The organism is Rhizobium sp. Root482, assembly GCF_001426565.1.
GTDB lineage: Bacteria > Pseudomonadota > Alphaproteobacteria > Rhizobiales > Rhizobiaceae > Pararhizobium.
In genome coordinates, this window is record NZ_LMFA01000001.1 from 169,012 (window position 1) to 186,674 (window position 17,663).

The 17,663-nt window shown below is 61.0% G+C and carries 19 protein-coding genes and 2 tRNA genes; 7 read left to right on the forward strand and 14 right to left on the reverse strand.

The window, feature by feature from the left end; translation table 11 throughout:
* Positions 1–978 (reverse strand): quinone oxidoreductase family protein, encoded by a 978-nt coding sequence (locus tag ASD31_RS00640; RefSeq protein WP_056328131.1) that lies wholly within the window; start codon positions 976–978, stop codon positions 1–3.
* Between the two features lie 9 nt (positions 979–987).
* Positions 988–1,713: a phosphatidylcholine synthase gene (gene pcsA / locus ASD31_RS00645; protein ID WP_056328133.1), complete on the reverse strand. Its 726-nt coding sequence runs from the start codon at positions 1,711–1,713 to the stop codon at positions 988–990.
* 264 nt (positions 1,714–1,977) lie between these two features.
* Between pcsA and ASD31_RS00650 the strand changes: the two genes are divergently transcribed.
* Positions 1,978–3,183 carry a UbiH/UbiF family hydroxylase gene (locus tag ASD31_RS00650; protein WP_056328135.1) on the forward strand — a complete coding sequence of 402 codons (1,206 nt, stop codon included), beginning with the start codon at positions 1,978–1,980 and terminating at the stop codon, positions 3,181–3,183.
* Here the strand turns inward: ASD31_RS00650 and ASD31_RS00655 are convergent.
* A complete protein-coding gene (locus tag ASD31_RS00655) occupies positions 3,151–4,128 on the reverse strand; it encodes an AEC family transporter (RefSeq protein ID WP_056328137.1) in 978 nt (325 codons plus the stop codon). The two genes, ASD31_RS00650 and ASD31_RS00655, sit on opposite strands and share 33 nt — an antisense overlap.
* Before the next feature lie 31 nt (positions 4,129–4,159).
* Positions 4,160–4,909 (reverse strand): cytochrome c biogenesis CcdA family protein, encoded by a 750-nt coding sequence (locus ASD31_RS00660; RefSeq protein ID WP_056328139.1) that lies wholly within the window; start codon positions 4,907–4,909, stop codon positions 4,160–4,162.
* Positions 4,910–5,099: 190 nt separating this feature from the next.
* On the opposite strand from ASD31_RS00660, the gene ASD31_RS00665 reads away from it, so the two are divergent.
* Both ASD31_RS00665 and ASD31_RS00670 read left to right on the forward strand, forming a co-directional pair.
* Positions 5,100–5,175, forward strand: a tRNA-Lys gene (locus tag ASD31_RS00665).
* A 271-nt stretch (positions 5,176–5,446) separates the two neighbouring features.
* On the forward strand, positions 5,447–5,821 hold the full coding sequence (locus ASD31_RS00670) for a GFA family protein (protein WP_056329218.1): 375 nt from the start codon (positions 5,447–5,449) through the stop codon (positions 5,819–5,821).
* 102 nt (positions 5,822–5,923) lie between these two features.
* Here ASD31_RS00670 and ASD31_RS00675 read toward each other — a convergent pair whose 3' ends face one another.
* On the reverse strand, positions 5,924–6,472 hold the full coding sequence (locus tag ASD31_RS00675; protein WP_056328141.1) for an MgtC/SapB family protein: 549 nt from the start codon (positions 6,470–6,472) through the stop codon (positions 5,924–5,926).
* A gap of 268 nt (positions 6,473–6,740) precedes the next feature.
* On the opposite strand from ASD31_RS00675, the gene ASD31_RS25700 reads away from it, so the two are divergent.
* Both ASD31_RS25700 and ASD31_RS00680 read left to right on the forward strand, forming a co-directional pair.
* Positions 6,741–6,878: a hypothetical protein gene (locus ASD31_RS25700; protein WP_156392451.1), complete on the forward strand. Its 138-nt coding sequence runs from the start codon at positions 6,741–6,743 to the stop codon at positions 6,876–6,878.
* Between the two features lie 107 nt (positions 6,879–6,985).
* Positions 6,986–7,059 (forward strand) — tRNA-Cys (locus tag ASD31_RS00680).
* A gap of 201 nt (positions 7,060–7,260) precedes the next feature.
* Here the strand turns inward: ASD31_RS00680 and ASD31_RS00685 are convergent.
* The 7 genes from ASD31_RS00685 to ASD31_RS00715 form a co-directional block, all read right to left on the reverse strand.
* Positions 7,261–7,479: a hypothetical protein gene (locus ASD31_RS00685; protein WP_056328143.1), complete on the reverse strand. Its 219-nt coding sequence runs from the start codon at positions 7,477–7,479 to the stop codon at positions 7,261–7,263.
* Between the two features lie 308 nt (positions 7,480–7,787).
* Positions 7,788–8,672, reverse strand: coding sequence for a cytochrome c1 (locus ASD31_RS00690; protein ID WP_056329220.1), 885 nt, complete (start codon positions 8,670–8,672; stop codon positions 7,788–7,790).
* A gap of 32 nt (positions 8,673–8,704) precedes the next feature.
* Positions 8,705–9,976, reverse strand: a complete 1,272-nt coding sequence (locus tag ASD31_RS00695) for a cytochrome b (protein ID WP_056328145.1) — start codon at positions 9,974–9,976, stop codon at positions 8,705–8,707.
* A 14-nt stretch (positions 9,977–9,990) separates the two neighbouring features.
* Positions 9,991–10,569: a ubiquinol-cytochrome c reductase iron-sulfur subunit gene (gene petA / locus ASD31_RS00700; protein WP_056328147.1), complete on the reverse strand. Its 579-nt coding sequence runs from the start codon at positions 10,567–10,569 to the stop codon at positions 9,991–9,993.
* Between the two features lie 365 nt (positions 10,570–10,934).
* The gene (locus tag ASD31_RS00705; RefSeq protein ID WP_056329223.1) at positions 10,935–12,803 is read right to left on the reverse strand and encodes an ABC transporter ATP-binding protein; all 1,869 of its coding nucleotides are present in this window, start codon (positions 12,801–12,803) and stop codon (positions 10,935–10,937) included.
* A 107-nt stretch (positions 12,804–12,910) separates the two neighbouring features.
* Positions 12,911–13,294 (reverse strand): hypothetical protein, encoded by a 384-nt coding sequence (locus ASD31_RS00710; RefSeq protein WP_156392452.1) that lies wholly within the window; start codon positions 13,292–13,294, stop codon positions 12,911–12,913.
* A gap of 40 nt (positions 13,295–13,334) precedes the next feature.
* Positions 13,335–15,200, reverse strand: coding sequence for an ABC transporter ATP-binding protein (locus tag ASD31_RS00715; protein WP_056328150.1), 1,866 nt, complete (start codon positions 15,198–15,200; stop codon positions 13,335–13,337).
* 395 nt (positions 15,201–15,595) lie between these two features.
* Between ASD31_RS00715 and ASD31_RS00720 the strand changes: the two genes are divergently transcribed.
* Positions 15,596–16,060, forward strand: coding sequence for a tRNA (cytidine(34)-2'-O)-methyltransferase (locus ASD31_RS00720; RefSeq protein ID WP_056328152.1), 465 nt, complete (start codon positions 15,596–15,598; stop codon positions 16,058–16,060).
* Positions 16,061–16,076: 16 nt separating this feature from the next.
* Here the strand turns inward: ASD31_RS00720 and ASD31_RS00725 are convergent, their stop codons facing one another.
* Positions 16,077–16,646 carry an NADPH-dependent FMN reductase gene (locus tag ASD31_RS00725; RefSeq protein ID WP_056328154.1) on the reverse strand — a complete coding sequence of 190 codons (570 nt, stop codon included), beginning with the start codon at positions 16,644–16,646 and terminating at the stop codon, positions 16,077–16,079.
* Positions 16,647–16,722: 76 nt separating this feature from the next.
* Here ASD31_RS00725 and soxR point away from each other — a divergent pair, with 76 nt between their 5' ends.
* The gene (gene soxR / locus ASD31_RS00730; RefSeq protein ID WP_056328156.1) at positions 16,723–17,247 is read left to right on the forward strand and encodes a redox-sensitive transcriptional activator SoxR; all 525 of its coding nucleotides are present in this window, start codon (positions 16,723–16,725) and stop codon (positions 17,245–17,247) included.
* A gap of 12 nt (positions 17,248–17,259) precedes the next feature.
* On the opposite strand, the gene ASD31_RS00735 is transcribed toward soxR, so the two are convergent.
* Positions 17,260–17,520, reverse strand: a complete 261-nt coding sequence (locus tag ASD31_RS00735) for a hypothetical protein (RefSeq protein ID WP_056328158.1) — start codon at positions 17,518–17,520, stop codon at positions 17,260–17,262.
* Between the last annotated feature and the right edge of the window lie 143 nt (positions 17,521–17,663).

A 17,663-nucleotide genomic window follows, 5' to 3' on the forward strand; every position in this document is an offset into this window, starting at 1 on the left:
TCAGGGGATCAGCAGCGTTGTTCCACTTGTTTTTCTTGCTTCGAGATCCGTATGCGCCTGGCCCGCATCGGCAAGCGCATAGGTCTGGTTTATATTGATACGCACTTTGTTTGCTTGCACAACATCGAACAGCGAGTTTGCACATGCTTCCAGCGCCGGACGGGTGGAGACGTAGCTGAACAGGGTCGGTCGCGTCGCATAGAGCGACCCCTTCTGCGCCAGAATGCCGATATTTACCCCTTCGACCGGCCCGGACGAATTGCCGAAGCTGACCCAGAGCCCGCGCGGCTTGATGCAGTCGAGCGAGGCCGGATAGGTGTCCTTGCCGACCGAATCATAGACGACGTCCACGCCGCGACCCTTCGTGATCTCCTTCACCTGGGCGACGAAATCGTCGGTGCGATAGTTGATCACATGGTCATAGCCATGGGCGAGCGCCAGATCGATCTTCTCCTGCGAACCGGCCGTGCCGATGACGGTGGCGCCGAGCGCCTTTGCCCATTGCCCGGCAATGAGACCAACGCCGCCAGCAGCCGCATGAAACAACAAGGTGGTTTCGGGGCCGACCTTGAAAGTCTGGTTGAGCAGGTATTGCGCCGTCATGCCCTTCAGCATCATCGCCGCCGCCGTCTCCAGCGTAATGCCGTCCGGCACCTTCACCAGGTGCGAAATTCCGATATTCCGCTCGCTCGCATAGGCGCCGTCCGAAGAGGCATAGGCGACCCGGTCGCCGACCGAGAAACCGGTCACGTCGTCGCCGACCGCCGTGATGATGCCTGCCCCTTCCTTGCCGGGAATGAAGGGCAAGCCTTCGGCGGACTTATAGAGACCGGTGCGGAAATAGACGTCGATGAAATTCACGCCGATGGCGCTCTGGCGAATCTGAACCTCGCCGGGTCCTGGCGCCGAAAGCGTCACGCCTTCGAGTTTCAGAACGTCCGGACCGCCGAGCGCGCGTATCATGATGGCCTGTGCCATGAAACCTCCTCAACCCCGTCCAAGCCGGGGAAATATCTGCAGGACAAAACCGATGACATAAAGATAGAGGCCGGTGCCGACGACCCCGGCGACGACCCAATCGGGCGTTTCGAAATGCAGCAGCAACGCATAGCCGCTGAGCACCGACCAGATGGTGAAGACGGCAATATTGAGCGGCCTCAGCCGTCGAACCCGAACCGGATGCAGGAAGCTGATCGGCATGAAGGTGAGGAACACCGAGACGAAGACGACAATCGAGGCGGTCAGTTCGCTGGCCTCGATGACGAACAGGGTGAACACCACCATGTTCCACACCACCGGAAAGCCGGAGAAGAAATATTCGTCCGTCTTCATGCCCATATCGGCATAATAGATGGCGCTCGACATGACGATGGCGCCGGCGGCGACGAAGGACCAGGGCTCGCCGATCATGCCGCTCTGGTAGAGCGCGAAGGCCGGCAAGAGCACATAGGTCACATAGTCGATCACATTGTCGAGCGTATCGCCCGACCAGTTGGGCAGCACTTCCTTGACGCGCAGCTTGCGGGCGATCGGACCGTCTATGCCATCGACCGCCAGCGCCAGGCCAAGCCACCAGAACATATCGACGAATCGGTGCTCGGCCGCGGCGACGACGCCGAGAAAGGCCAGAAACGACCCCGACGCTGTAAGGATATGGACGGAGAAGGCGCGTATTTCGGCGTAGGGCACGCGCTTGTAATTGAAAAACTTCATCGGCAGACGCACCTGTCCTTACTCTGCGCTTCCCCCGAAGCATGCCGAACCGGCCTTGAACCGGCGCATGCTCCCCGCCCATGGCGGCGTGCCGGTAATATGCACCGTTTCCGGTTTGCCGCCAGCAAAAATCCTTAAGCGCTTGAAATGAAGCGCATTCATCTGTGGACGCCTTTCGCAGGCTGCGCCGTTTCACCCCATTTCCTTCGTCACGCCCAAGGACTAGATAAGAGGATCAAAGCCACCCGTAACGGAGCGGATGCCATGCAGCACTTCGAAATCGCCGTTGTCGGCGCCGGACTTGCCGGCTCGCTGGCAGCCCTCGCCTTTGCCGACACCGGCCGCAGTGTCGCGCTGATCGCGCCGGCGCCAGGCCGGCCGGATGGACGCACGACCGCGCTCATGGATCAGTCGCTCGATCTCCTGCGCCGGCTCGGCCTCTGGGAGGCGGTCGCCCCCCTTGCCGCGCCGCTTGCGAGCATGCGCATCATCGACGGAACGGACCGCCTGCTGCGCGCGCCGACGGTGACGTTCCACGCCGCAGAAGTCGGGCTTCAGGCCTTCGGCCATAATATCCCGAATGCGCCCTTCCTCGATCTTCTGGATCGGGAGGCAAGCAAAAGGCCAACGCTGACCCGCATCGTCGCGAGCCTGTCGCAGCTGGATCTCGAGGAAGACAAAGCCCGGCTTTTTCTGGACGACGGCCAGTCCGTGACGGCCGACCTCGTGGTCGGTGCCGACGGCCGGAAATCGGGCGCCCGCGAGGCGGCTGATATCGGCCTGCGAAACTGGTCCTATCCGCAAGCCGCAATCGTCCTCAATTTCAGCCACCAACTGCCGCACCAGAACATCTCGACGGAATTTCACACGGCCCATGGCCCCTTTACCCAGGTTCCCATGCCCGGTGGCCTGCGCTCGAGCCTCGTCTGGGTGCAGAGCCCTGAGGACGCCAAGGCAATGCTTGCCCTGTCCAAGGACGAGCTTTCGCTTGCGGTGGAGCGGCGCATGCAGTCCATGCTCGGCAAGGTTACCGTGGATACGACACCCCAGTCCTTTCCGCTCTCCGGCATGACCGCCAAATCCTTCGGCAAGGGCCGCGTCATCCTCGTCGGCGAGGCCGCACACGCTTTCCCGCCGATCGGCGCGCAGGGGCTTAATCTCAGCCTGCGCGATATAGGCGCGGCGCTATCGCTGCTTGGAACATCCGCCATCGCCGCCGATATCGGCAGCCGCTACGATGCCAAGCGTCGCGCCGATGTATTCACCCGCACGCTCGGCGTCGATCTGCTCAACCGCTCGCTTCTCTCCGATTTCCTGCCCGTGCAGATGTTGCGGGCAGCCGGGCTGCAGGCGCTTGCCAGCATCTCGCCTCTGCGCAACCTGATGATGCATGAGGGCCTCCATCCCGGCAGCGCGCTGACCGGGCTACGCAACGCCCTACGGAAAAAGATCGGCCGGCAAGGCGCCTGAGGCGATGAGATAGAGCAGTGCCGTCACCGTTGCCACGGAGAGAACCGTGGTGATCAGGATCGTCGCCGATGCCCGCTCCTGCCAGACGCCGTATTGCTGACCGATGACGAAGACGTTCGTGGCGGTCGGAAGCGACGCAAGCAGCACCGCCGTCTGCACCCAGACCGGCTCGAAATTTCCGGCAAGGCTCATCACCAGATACATCAGCACCGGATGCAGGATCAGCTTGGCGGGAACGATATAACCGATCTCCGAGGGGATGCGCCTCAATGGCCGCAGGGCCAGCGTCACGCCCATGGCAAACAGCGCGCAAGGAGCGGCCGCTTGCGCCAGATAATCGATCAACCGCTGGACGGCGAGCGGCGGCTGAACCGAAAGGGCCGCCGCCAGCACACCGGCAAGCGTCGATAGGATGAAGGGGTGAAGAAGGATTTTCCGGGCGATCGACAGGACAAGCCGACCGGGCGAACTCCTCTCATCTCCGGCAAGCGCCATCATCGCCGGCGCCACCATGAAATGCAGGACGTTTTCGAAGCAGAAGATCAGCGCCACCGGCACGGCGGCCGGTTCTCCGAGGGCCAGAAGGGCAAGACCCGGCCCCATATAGCCGATATTGCCATAGGCGCCGGCCAGTCCCTGCACGGTGGATTCCGCCAGCGAATTGCGTCGGATCAGATAGCCTGCGGCGAATACCAGGGTGAACACCGTGTAGGTGGCGACGATGGAGGCAAGCACGAAGTCGAACCGGGTCAGCTGCTCGATCGGCGTTTTCGACACGAGCTTGAAGAAAAGCGCCGGCAAGGCCAGATAGATGATGAAGATATTGAGCCAGCCCATCGCATCGCCGGCGCCCTCGCCGGCCGGATTGCGCGCGAACCGGGCCGTCAGATAGCCAAGGAGGATCAGGCCGAAAAACGGCAGCACCAAACCGGATATTTCGGCCATGTCTTGCGGATCCCCTGTTTGAAGATCCGGCTTAGCCGATTTGCATCAGCACTGGAAAGGTTTCCTGGAACCAGATCGCCATGGAACTGATGAAACCGAACACGAAGGCGAGCCCGGCCAGGATCAGGAACACGCCCATCAGCTTTTCCATCAGGCCGAGATGCCGGCGGAAACGCGACAGGCACGACATGAAGGCACCGGAAAAGCCGGCGGCGATCCAGAACGGAATGGCAAGCCCCAGTGAATAGACTGCAAGCAGCACAGCCCCGTCGGACACCGTTTCGCGGGCGGCGGCCACGCCAAGGATCGTGCCGAGAACCGGGCCGATGCAGGGCGTCCAGCCGAAGGCGAAGGCAAGCCCCATGATATAGGCGCCGGACAGTGTCGCCGGCTTGCCGCCGCCCTGGAAGCGCGCTTCGCGCCCCAGGAGCCCGATGCGGAAAACGCCTAAGAAATGCAGGCCCATGATGATGATGACAATACCGCCGAGGCGCGAAAGAATATCGATGTGCTGGCGAAGCACCAGCCCGATTCCCGAGGCGCCGGCGCCGAGCGCGATGAAGACGGTGGCAAAACCGAGCGTGAACACGAAGGCGGCGCCGAATACTGCGCGCCGTGTACCAGCTGTCCCCACCACCGCCTCGCCGCCGCGAAACTGATCGACGGAAATGCCGGCCATGTAGCAGAGATAGGGCGGCACCAGCGGCAGCACGCAAGGGGAAAGGAAGGAAAGGGCGCCGGCCAGAACGGCGGTCCACAGGGAAATATCAGCGATCGACACCAGTCAGCAACTCCAAGCCGGCAACATGCCCGCGCTCTCTTAGCGCCGATGCGGCGGCCGGACCAATCACCTTTTGGCGATCTTGCCGCAAATCGCCGAATTTGCGTTTTCAGCCCTTTTTTGGGTTGACCCAGACAACCCCGCTGTGCATATGTCCGCCCACTTCCACCGGCATCAAGCCCGGTCCTGGGAGAGCGTAGCTCAGTCGGTAGAGCAACTGACTTTTAATCAGTAGGTCCAGGGTTCGAATCCCTGCGCTCTCACCAAAAAATCAATAAAATCAGCTAACTACAGAAACCATCGACGGCAATACGGATTTCGCGCCCAAGGCTAGAAACCTTCATGCCGGCGTGTTTACAGGTCTGTTCTTCATCGCAAGGAACATTCTCCTCGGGAGATAGGGCCTTTTCCCGTGTCCATCTCGCCGTGAATCCGCAGTCATTTTCGCCCTTGTTTTCCTGTATCAGGCGGTTCACCTGGGATTGCCCCTGTGACAATTTGCCGGAGGCAGGATTGAGCGGCGAGACGGAGGAACTCATGACGATACGAACAGGCCGTTGCCTTTGTGGCGCGGTGAATTATCAGGTCGAGGGCGAGCCGCTGCGTGCGGGCCTTTGCCATTGCCGCAATTGCAAGAGGGAAAGCGGTTCGTCCTTTACCAGCTACGGCGTCTGGCCGCGCGCGGCATTCAGCAGTTCAGGAAACGTCGCGACCCATGCGGGCCAAAGCTTCTGCCCGGCCTGCGGATCGCCCCTTTTCGGACTGAGCGACGGCGAGGCGGAGATCAAGCTCGGCAGTCTCGATGGGGCGCCTACCGATATCGAACCGACCTATGAACTCTGGGTGAAGCGGCGCGAAAGCTGGCTGCAACCGCTGCCGCATGCGGAGCAGTTCGACGAGGACAGGATATAGCACAGATTTGACGGGCCTTGGGCCCAGCCGCGTTGTCAGTTCAACGAAAGAGAGCTGACAGAAGAACCGGCATCGACAGAACGGGTAATCGCCCCACTTCTTTCATTGCTCCGCTTCACGCTCGCCGGCGTGACCGTCACGCTCTCGGTCGGCGGGTTTTCCAGCATCAGGATCGGATCTGGATTTGACGGCGGCCTGCAGGCGACCGACGGCATAGAGCACGGTCAGGCCGGCGGTCAGCGCGAAGATGGCGATCAGCCAATGGCCGAAACCGAGCGCAAGGCCGATGGCGCCGGCAAGCCACATTCCGGCACCCGTCGTCAGCCCGCGCACCTCGCCGCGCGACAGCACGATCGTGCCCGCCGCCAGGAAAGCAACACCGGCGGTCACCGCCTCGACCACGCGCAAGGGATCGATCCGCACCTGCCCGTCCGAAAGACCCGGCATATGAACGCTCTCGATCGAAATGATCGCAAAGACGGCCGAGGCAAGGCTGATTAGGATGTGGGTCCGCAGGCCCGCAGCCTTGTCGCGCGCCTCGCGTTCGAAGCCGATGAGCCCTCCAAAGAAGATCGCCCCGCAAAACCGGGCAATGATCACTGAATAGGGAATTTGGGTGACGGGGAATATATCGGCAATAATCTGGTCCATGGCGCCAGAACGCACGGGTAAAAACTTGGTTCCCGCAGCAGCGCCCGCCTCTGCTCGCCGTCGGCATGAAACCGAACACGTCCAAGGACGGGAACCAATGCCGACATTGCACGTTACCGCTGCAGTCTACCGGAAAGTCACGCGCGGCCGCTGCCGCGCTCAACGGAGGAAAGTCACATGCTGCGCGCTGGTCTTCTTTGGTTCATGGGTGTGCCCTTGGTCGTCGTCATCCTGATCTGGATGTTCTATTTCTAGTTTGGAGATGAACATGACCCCTTCTCCCTTCGAAAGCGGCGCCGAGATACGCCAGTCCGAATACCGCCAGTTCATGATCCGCGAACTGTTGATCTGGATGATCGGCGTGCCGGTGCCCATCGCCGCCGTCATCGGTTTTTTCGTCCTGTAAGCAATCCGTTTATCCAGAACAAAAACGTCCGATCTGAAACGAAGCCTCTTGCGGTTTGGCGAAGATCATTCTAAACCCCGGCCATCGTTCGGTTATCGGGCGTGTGAGGCCTCGTGGCGGAGTGGTGACGCAGAGGACTGCAAATCCTTGTACCCCGGTTCAATTCCGGGCGAGGCCTCCAAACAAATCACCAATTGTTCCCAATCCATTACGGCGAATGTCTAGCCTCTATATGAGGTCTATTCTGAAACGAGACGTCGCCGCGTTATGAACCGATATCGGCAGTCCTTTCAGCTTTTTCACCCGTACGAAACGCACCGCCGGGCAAAACCCGCGATCCGCACTGCCGGCTTCTCTTCGTCGCCCGCCGAGACTGGCTGGGTCAGTGATAGTAGAAGCATTGGCAATCGGCCTTGCTGTCGTCGGGCGCGCTCCAGACGCGCACGGCAAGCTTCTTGGCGGTCCCCTCCTCCATCAGCCGCAACCCAAGGAGAGACGTCGCCGCGAGCTTCGGGTTGATCGCATCGACCTCGACCATCGCGCCGACCTGATGGACGCCCTGCTTCGGAGTCCAGGTGAAAAACTGCACGCTGTAATGCATCGCGTTCTCCTTCGCGTCCGCTTGCGTCCGAAAATCCGGCGCGGTTCCGCATGCGCTCCCGTTGCCGGCAGAACTGCCTGCGCGGCACAGGATGTCACGATTATAGCAGATTTTCCTGAAATGCGATATTTCTCCGGCGCCCGGTATCACCGCACAAAGGGCGCCGCAAACAGCATCTTGACGAAGATCGTCGCGACGGCTCACAAGCGTGCTGAGCCGCGGAGGGGCGCGAATAGAAAAACCCCCGGCCTTTCGAGCCAGGGGTCTGTTATCTTCGATCGACGCGATGGCGCCGGAGGCAAAAGGCCTCAATGTTCCTTGTTGGAATAGACCGACTTTTTCGTCAGGTAGATCAGGCCGGTAAAGATCAGCAGAAAGATCATCACCATGAACCCTGTCCGCTTGCGGGCTTCCAGATGCGGCTCTGCGGCCCACATCAGGAAAGCTGCGACGTCGTGCGAATACTGCTCGACCGTCTGCGGCGCGCCGTCGTCATAGGTTACCTGGTCATCGGAGATCGGCGGTGCCATGGCAAGTGCCGAGGCGTTGGCGAAATAGGGATTGTAATGCGTGCCCTCCGCCACTTCGACGCCGGCCGGCGGCTCCTGGTAGCCGGTCAGCAGCGCATGGATATAGTCCGGGCCGCCTTCCTGGTACTGCGTGAACATATCGAAGATGAAGGTCGGGAAACCGCGCTCGATGCCGCGTGCCTTGGCGATCAGCGAGAAATCAGGCGGAGCCGCGCCATTGTTGGAGGCCGCGGCTGCTTCCCTGTTCGGGAAGGGCGACGGGAAATGATCCGAAGGCAATGCCTTGCGGGTAAACATCTCGCCATCGGCGTTCGGGCCATCCTCGACTTCGTAATTCGCTGCGAATGCCTTTACCTGGGCTTCCGAATAACCAAGGTCTCCCAGCGTGCGGAAGGTGACCAGGCTCATCGAATGGCAGGCGGAACAGACTTCGGTATAGACTTTCAGACCGCGTTGAAGCTGGCCCTTGTCGTAATGGCCGAAGGGGCCGGCGAAGCTCCATTCCTGCTGTTCGGGCTTGTGGATCGGGAAGTGCGGCGTGCCGCCGTGGTCTTCCGTCGCCCCTGCCTCGGCCTTGTGTTCACCCTCCTGGGCGAACACCTGACCGGCGCCGAGGCCGACGACGACTGCGAGCGAAAGAATGCCTGCAACGAGCTTTTTCATCTGTGTGGGTTCCTTAATCTTCGCTGTCGGCATCACACGGCAACCGGCTTCTTCGCGGCCCGTTTTTCCAGCACCGCCTCGGTGATGGAATTGGGGATGCGCTTGGGCGTCTCGATCAGGCCGAGAAGCGGCATGATGACAAGGAAGAAGCCGAAATAATAGAGCGTGCCGAGCTGCGACATCACCACATAGAGACCTTCGGCAGGGCGCGACCCGAGCCAGCCGAGCAGGATGGAGTTGATGACGAAGAGCCAGAAGAACAGCTTGTACCAGGGGCGGTAGACGGCGGAGCGAACCTTGGACGTATCGAGCCAGGGCACGAAGAACAGGACGATGATCGCACCGAACATCACGAGCACGCCGCCGAGCTTGCTGTCGATCGGGCCGACATTGAAGGTGATGGCGCGCAGCATCGCGTAGAACGGCAGGTAGTACCATTCAGGAACGATATGGGCGGGCGTCTTCAGCGCGTCGGCCGGGATATAGTTGTCGGGATGGCCGAGGAAGTTCGGCATGTAGAACACGAACCAGGCGAAGACCAGTAGGAAGACCGAGATGCCGAGCGCGTCCTTGAGGGTCGCATAGGGCGTAAACGCGACGGTATCCGTCTTCGTCTTCACTTCGATGCCGGTCGGGTTGGTCTGACCGGTGACATGCAGCGCCCAGATATGCAGGACGACGACGCCGGCGATCATGAAAGGCAGCAGGTAATGCAGCGAGAAGAAGCGGTTGAGCGTCGGCTGATCGACGGCAAAGCCGCCAAGCAGGAACTGCTGGATCCATTCACCGACCAGCGGGAAGGCCGAGAAGAAACCGGTGATGACGGTCGCGCCCCAGAAGGACATCTGGCCCCAGGGCAGGACATAGCCCATGAAGCCGGCAGCCATCATCAGGAGATAGATGACGACGCCGAGGATCCAGAGAATTTCACGCGGCGCCTTGTAGGAGCCGTAATAGAGACCACGGGCGATATGCAGATAGACGGCGATGAAGAAGAAGGAGGCGCCGTTGGCATGCATGTAGCGCAGCAGCCAACCGTGATTGACGTCGCGCATAATCTTTTCGACGGAGTTGAAGGCAACCGACGTCTCGGCAGTGTAGTGCATCGCGAGCACGACGCCGGTCAGGATCTGGACGATCAACATGACCGAAAGCATGGCACCGAACGTATAGGCATAGTTGAGGTTGCGCGGGACCGGATAGGAAACGAAGCTGTCATGGACGAGCCGCGGCAGCGGCAGGCGCGAATCCACCCATTTTTCGATACCGGTCGTAGGCGTGTAGGTTGAATGATCACCACTCATAATCAGTATTCCCCTCAACCGATCTTGATAACTGTGTCAGACGTGAACGCGAAGGTCGGAACCGCCAGATTCTGGGGCGCCGGACCTTTGCGGATACGGCCGGCCGTATCGTAGTGCGAACCGTGGCAAGGACAGAACCAGCCGCCGAAATCGCCGGCCTGGCCGAGCGGCACGCAGCCCAGATGGGTGCACGAGCCGATCATGACGATCCAGTTTTCCTTTTCCTTGCCGGCGGAGCGGTCAAGATCGGTTGCCTGTGCATCGGCCGGAAGATTGGCATTTCGCGCCACGGGATCCTTCAGATCGGCAAGCTCGACGGCATTGGCCTCTTCGACTTCCTTGTCGGTGCGGTTGCGGATGAACACCGGCTTGCCGCGCCACTTCGCCGTCAGCGACATGCCGGGCTCAAGGCTCGAGACATCGACCTCGATCGAGGCCAGCGCCAGCGTCGAGGCATCGGGCCGCATCTGGTCGATGAACGGCCAGGCCACCGCGATGGCACCGACGGCGCCGGCCATGCCGGTCGTCAAATACAGGAAATCGCGGCGAGTGGGCTCGCCCAGGGTTTCGCTTGATGTCTCGTGTTCGCTCACGGCTAAACCATCCTCTCACGCATGTTTGCGGAAACCGCACTGTCCCCGGCGTGTATTTCGCGCCCCGTGCCGACACTTGAGCGAAAGAACAGCGCCAAATCAATAAGCCGATGGACGAAAAAGGAGAAAACTTTCGCCTTTCCGCCATCCATAAAACCGGGCGAACCCCTCCCCTTCGGCAAGCGGCAGATTCCCCGGCAATCCGGCGCGTTCTATGCTTGATCGCCGGGGTTGTCCAGTCTTGAGGGGGACGGGTGAGCCAGAATGTCGCGGGAAAACCGAAGCTGATGTTCCCAAACCGCTTTTCCCGCTCGAATGGCGCTAGAGGACCGGTTTGCGGGCGCTAGGGTGCTATCAGCGAGCGGCTATTCGGCGGCCGCGTCGCCCGCCAGGAAACCGCCGGACTGGCGCGTCCAGAGATCGGCATAGAGCCCGCCTGCGGCGATCAGTTGTTCATGGGTGCCGTCTTCGACGATCCGCCCCTGATCCATGACGATCAGCCGGTCGAGGGCGGCAATAGTCGACAGGCGGTGGGCAATCGCCAGCACCGTCTTGCCGCGCATCAGCCGGTCCAGATTGGACTGGATCGCCGCCTCGACTTCCGAATCGAGTGCCGAGGTGGCCTCGTCGAGCACGAGGATCGGCGCATCCTTCAGCATCACCCGGGCAATTGCGATACGCTGGCGCTGGCCACCGGAAAGCTTGACGCCGCGCTCCCCGACATGGGCATCGAAGCCGGTTCGGCCGCGCTGGTCCTCGAGCCGCTCGATGAAGTCGAGCGCCTCGGCCTTGCTCGCCGCCGCTCTCAAATTGTTCTCGTCGGCGTCCGGCCGCCCGAACAGGATATTGTCGCGGATCGAGCGATGCAGGAGGGAGGTGTCCTGGCTGACGACGCCGATCTGCATGCGCAGCGTTTCCTGCCGCACAGCGGCGATATCCTGGCCGTCGATGAGGATACGGCCGGCTTCCAGGTCGTAGAATCGCAGGAGGAGGTTGACCAATGTGGTCTTTCCGGCACCGGACCTGCCGACGATGCCGATCTTCTCCCCGGCGCGAATGTCCAGCGACAGGTCGTCGATGATGCCGCTGCCCCGGCCATAATGGAAGCGGATGTTCTCGAAGCGGATGACCGGGTTCCTCACGACAAGGGCTGTCGCCTCCGGCCGATCGACCAGTTGGATCGGCTGGGAGATCATTTCGGCGGCGTTCTGGATCGTGCCGATATTGCGCATGATGCCGTTGAACTGCACCATCATCCGGCTCAAAAGGAAATTCAGCCGCAGAACCAGCGCCAGCGTGAAGGCGACGGCGCCCGAACTGATCAGGCCCGACAGCCAGAGATGAACGCTCAGCCCCGCCATGGTGACGATCATGATCCCGGAAAGGAAGGCCATGGAGGCTCGCACCCCGGTGATGAACCGGGTAAAGCGCATGATGCTGTCCTGGAAGATATCGAAGCCCTGGCGCATATAGCGGTCGTTTTCCTCGTCGCGCGCAAAGAGCTTCAGGGTCTGCATATTGCTATAGGCATCGACCATGCGGCCGCTGAGCATCGAGGAGGCTTCAGCCGTCTCGCGCGAATGCTGGCGAATCCGCGGCACGAAATAGCGGGCGAGAAAGGCAAAGCCGATCAGCCAGAAAAGGACCACGATCGCAAGCGAGGCATCGAGCTGCCCGACCAGCACGAGGGTCGAGACCGAATAGATGCCGACGAACCAGACGCTTTCCATCAACGAGGTCACGACATCGCCAACCGCCTGCCCGCCCGACCAGACCTTGGTGACGATGCGCCCGGAAAAATCGTTCTGGAAAAAGGACAGCGATTGCCGAGCGACATGGAGATAGGATTGCCAGCGCACCAGATTGTAAAAGCCGGGCGTAATCACCTGCTGGTCGATCAGCGACATCGCGAGCGAAACCACGAAGCGGACGACGCCGATCAGCACGACCATGCCGAACAGTTCGGCCCCGTGCGCGTCGAGCAGTCCTTTCCAGCCATCGCCCGGCTTGACCGTTGCGAGGATGTCCACGACCCGACCGACGAACCAGAACAGCGTCGCCTCGATGGCCGCCGTCATGCCGCCGAGCACGAGCATGGCGACAAAGGGCGCCTTGGCCTGCCTTATGTAGAACCAGACATAGGCCGCCAGCCGCTCCGGCGGCTGCAGTCCGCCCTGCGCGGCAAAGGACTGGATCCAGTTTTCAAACGGGGCAAAGAGGGCGCGCAGAAACATAGGTTCGATATAGGAGGATTCGCGCCAGGAACAAACGGCGACTGCCAGATAAAGTGCCGGCCACGCGAAACCGTCATCCATTCCGGACGGTTCCGCCCAGCCGCCGCTCAATCGTCTTCGTGATCGGACGCGGGATAGATGCAGAAATCCGCTTCATAGCCAAGGGCCGAAACCAGCGCCATGGTCGAGGGTTTCAGGCCAAAGCTCAGTTCCGCCGTTCTGCCCAGATCGACATAGACGGCGATCCTGATGCCGTGACCATGGCCGATGGCGCGCAAGGCCGACAGCTGCGCCGCATAGGCATCGACATGGCGCGCGACAAAGACGCTGGCATCGACCCCCTCGCCTGCCAGCTGCGGCGGTTCAGCAAGGAAGCCGCCATTCTTGCCGCACCGGCAGGACCAATTCGGGTTGGCCTCCATGAAAAGGTCGAAAGCGCCTTTGTGCTCGCCCTTGATCAGGACGTCGAATTCAAACTCGATATCGCTCACAATGATCGTCCCCAAAAAGGGTGGGAAGACGGGAAGCGGCCTATTCGGCCGCCTCCCCCTTGGCGGATGCGCCTTGGCTGTCATCGGCGATGAACCCGCCCGACTGGCGCGACCAGAGATCGGCATAGAGCCCGCTTTTCGCCACCAGTTCGGCATGGCTGCCGGTTTCGGCGATCGCGCCTGCTTCCAGGATCACCAGCCGGTCCATTTCCGTCAGCGTCGACAGGCGGTGGGCAATCGCAATGACCGTCTTGCCGGCCATCAGGGCGAACAGGTTTTCCTGGATCGCCGCCTCGACTTCCGAATCGAGCGCCGAGGTCGCCTCGTCAAGCACCAGGATCGGCGCATCCTTGAGGAAGACCCGGGCAATGGCGATGCGCTGGCGCTGGCCGCCCGACAGTTTCACGCCCCGCTCGCCGACCTGCGCATCCAGCCCCCTTCGGCCCTCGTTGTCCTCGAGCAACTGGATGAACTCCCAAGCATTGGCGCGTTTCGCCGCGGCGATGATGTCGGCATCCGCCGCCCCCGGATGACCGTAGGCGATGTTGTCGCGGATCGAACGGTGCAACAGCGACGTATCCTGCGTAACGACGCCGATCTGGGCGCGCAAACTGTCCTGGGTGACCGTAGAAATATCCTGCCCGTCGATGCGGATCGTGCCCGATTCCAGATCGTAGAAGCGCAGGAGCACGTTCATCAGCGTCGTCTTGCCGGCGCCTGATCGGCCGACAAGCCCGATTTTCTCGCCCGGCGCGACAGTGAGCGAGAGGTTGTCGATCACGCCCTTGTCCTTGCCGTAGTGGAAGCGGACGTTCTCGAACGCGATCGCCCCTTGCGGGGCTTTCAGGACCGTCGCATCCTCAGCGTCGATGATATCGTGCGTCTTGGTCATCATGCCCATGCCGTCATAGACGGTGCCGATATTTTCAAACAGCGCCGAGACTTCCCACATCACCCATTGCGACATGCCGTTGATGCGCATGGCAAGGGCCACGGCAATGGCAATCGAGCCGACGGAGATCGCACTGGTCAGCCAGAGATGAATGCCGAGTGCTGCGATCGAAAACAATGCGATGCAGTTGTTGGTATAGACCAGCACATGAAACAGCGTCACCTTGCGCATCTGCCGGTGCACGGTCTGCAGGAAGCCGTCCATGCTTTCCTTGGCATAGGTCTCCTCGCGGCCGGCATGCGAAAACAGCTTCACCGTGGCGATATTGGTGTAGCTGTCGACGATCCGCCCCGTCATCATCGAGCGCGCATCGGCCTGCTCCTTGGAAATCTTGCGCAGGCGCGGAACGAAGTGGACGACGATGCAGACATAGACGGTGATCCATACCACCAGCGGCGCCAGAAGCCGCCAATCTGCCGCCGCGACGACGACCAGCATCGAGACGAAATAGCTGACCACATAGACGAAGACGTCGAGGATCTTCATCACCGTTTCACGCACCGCCAGCGAGGTCTGCATGACTTTGGTGGCCACGCGCCCAGCGAACTCATTGGCAAAGAAGGTCATGCCCTGTCGCAGCAGATAGCGATGCATCTGCCAGCGCGCGATCATCGGATAATTGCCGAGCAAGACCTGGTGCATGATCAGCGAATCGAACGCCACCACGGCGGGCAGCCCGACCAGGATGAGCGCGCCCATCCAGAAAAGCCTGGTGCTCTCCGTTTCGAGAAAAGTGTCGCGATTGGCGAGCGACAGCCAATCGACCACATTGCCGAGAAACTGGAAGAGTGCGACCTCGCCAATGGCGATCAGCATGGTGCAGAACGCCATGATCAGCAGCCAGGGTGCCGCCGGCTTCGTATAGTGCCAGCAGAAGGCGAACAGTCCCTGCGGCGGCACCGTCGGCGCGTCGGCGGGATAGGCATCGAGGCGGGATTCAAACCAGCCAAACATGAAAAAGCTCCTTCAGGAAATCTTCAGGAAGAAAAACGGCGATACCGCATTCATCGGTTCAATAATCGGACCGGAAAACAACTCGATCACACACGCGAGAGAGGTCGTCCGGAAAGCGGGCGGTCTGGCGCGGTCGTACCAAATATAAGGAAAGGCGCGAGACCGGTCAGTCCATCAGGACTGGTGACACAGCCTGGAGGTTGATGATCATTAGGAAATCCATGCATGCCTCCGTCGGTTCGCGTTGAAGATGTGGGCAGACTTAGAGGCTTTTGTCGGGCCACGCCAGATTGTCGCAGGCAGATTTTTCCAGTTTTCCCGCTCCCATTGGTTTCTGTTGCCATTACGGCACAGATTGATTAGGGCCTGTGATGAACGCCATAAGCATTGTTGATATGACAGCTCTTCCCCTGCGCATTGCCCTCTACCAGCCGGATATCGCCGGCAATACCGGCACGATCCTGCGTCTTGCGGCCTGTCTCGGGCTTTGCGTCGATCTCATCGAGCCTGCCGGCTTCGACCTGTCCGATCGAAACCTGAAACGCGCCGGCATGGATTATCTCGCCGCCGTGACGCTGACGCGCCATGTCAACTGGGAACGTTTTGAGGAAGCGCGGATCAATGCAGGACGCCGGCTTATCCTTGCCTCCACCAAGGCGGCCGTACCCTATACCCGGTTTCGCTACCAACCCGGCGACACCCTCCTGTTCGGTCGTGAAAGCGCCGGTGTTCCAGATCATGTCCATGACAGGGCCGAAGCGCGCGTCGTCATTCCGATGGTCGAGGGCCAGCGCTCGCTGAATGTCGCGATGTCGGTCGCGATGATCACGGGCGAAGCCATCCGCCAGCTATCGGCCTGACCACCACGCTTTCCTCTCACGCCGCAACGCCGCCATAGGCATCGGCCATCCGTGCCGCTCGGAGCGCCCTTGCCCACCATTTCAGCCGGCGCAGCATCACTGTCAGGCTGGCCGTTGCCGCCTTTGCATTGATCGGCGTGCCAGTGGCGTCGAATTGCTTCCAGACGCTGGAAAAACTCACGCCGTCACGGATCGGGACCGCGTGCAACCCAGCGAAGACCTGACGCAATTGCTCGACCGCCCGCAATCCGCCGGAGACGCCGCCATAGGAGATGAAGGCGACCGGCTTGGCGTGCCAGGGCTCGTAGACGCTGTCGATCAGTTCCTTCAATGCGGCCGGATAACCGTGATTATATTCCGGGGTGACGATGATGAACGCGTCAGCTTCGCCGATCCGCTCCTCGATGAGCGCCGCATTCATCGCAGCGTCGTCGAGACCGTCCTTGAGCTGCATCGGATCGACCAGAACGACGCGGATACCGCTTTCGGCCCAGAGTTCGGTCAGGACCCAGTTGACGACGGTGTCGCAGAAGCGGCCCTGCCGCACGCTGCCATAGACGACGGCGATGGTCATTTTGTCGTTCATGTCTCGAAATGCTCCGTTGCTGATCGAATGGAGCGCATGTTATAGAACCTCAATAATAGTTGAGGTCAAGCACACAATGGAAAAAAGCAATGTTATCGTTCCGCGTCGGGATCTGACCGTCGGCGAGGTTGCCGCGCGCAGCGGCGTCGCCGTCTCCACGCTGCATTTCTACGAGGCCAAGGGACTGATCGGAAGCACGCGCAGCCAGGGCAACCAGCGCCGCTATCCCCGCAGCGTGTTGCGCCGCATCGCCGTCATCCGTATCGCGCAGCGCACAGGGATTCCGCTGGCCGAAATCCGAAAGACCCTGTCTTCGCTGCCCGACGACCGGCCGCTGCTCGCCAGCGACTGGGAGCGTCTGTCGGCCAGCTGGAATGCGGACCTGACGGATCGCATCGACAGGCTGACGGCGCTACGCGACCAGCTCACCTCCTGCATCGGCTGCGGTTGTCTCTCGATGCGTGATTGTCCCTTGCGCAACCCTTATGACGAATTGTCGGAAAAAGGCTCCGGCGCCTATCTTCTGGAACATCCGGGCGAGGATATTGATGAGAAGGGAAAGAAGGAGAAGGGAAAAAAGAAAGCGCTCGCAGCCGATTGAGCCGGCAGCGGGTCAATCGGCGCTCGGCAGGCGGCGCATGGTGAACTCGATCTCGTCGCCCTCCAGTTGCCGCCAGCTTTCGACCTCGGTCCAGTAGGCGGCCTTTGGCCAGGCGTCGAACCATTCCTGTGCTTTCGCGCGGGCACGGCTGCGATCGAGCCGGAAAGTTTCGCGCACGAAAGGGCCGCCGCCGCTGGCGGCCGTTTCGCGGCGATGCCGGACAATCTGTTTTCGCAGTCCCTCGAGCGGCGGGCCTGTCGGAATTCTTGCCATGAGCTCACCTTTCATCAGTGGAGCCGCAACAGAAAGATAATCGCAGGAGAGAGCTTTTGCGAGTCGGAAATGCGACGCCCGCACCTGCGGCAAATGCGTCGCTACCAAGCGCGCGGTTGCCAGGCGCAACAAAAATATGAAAC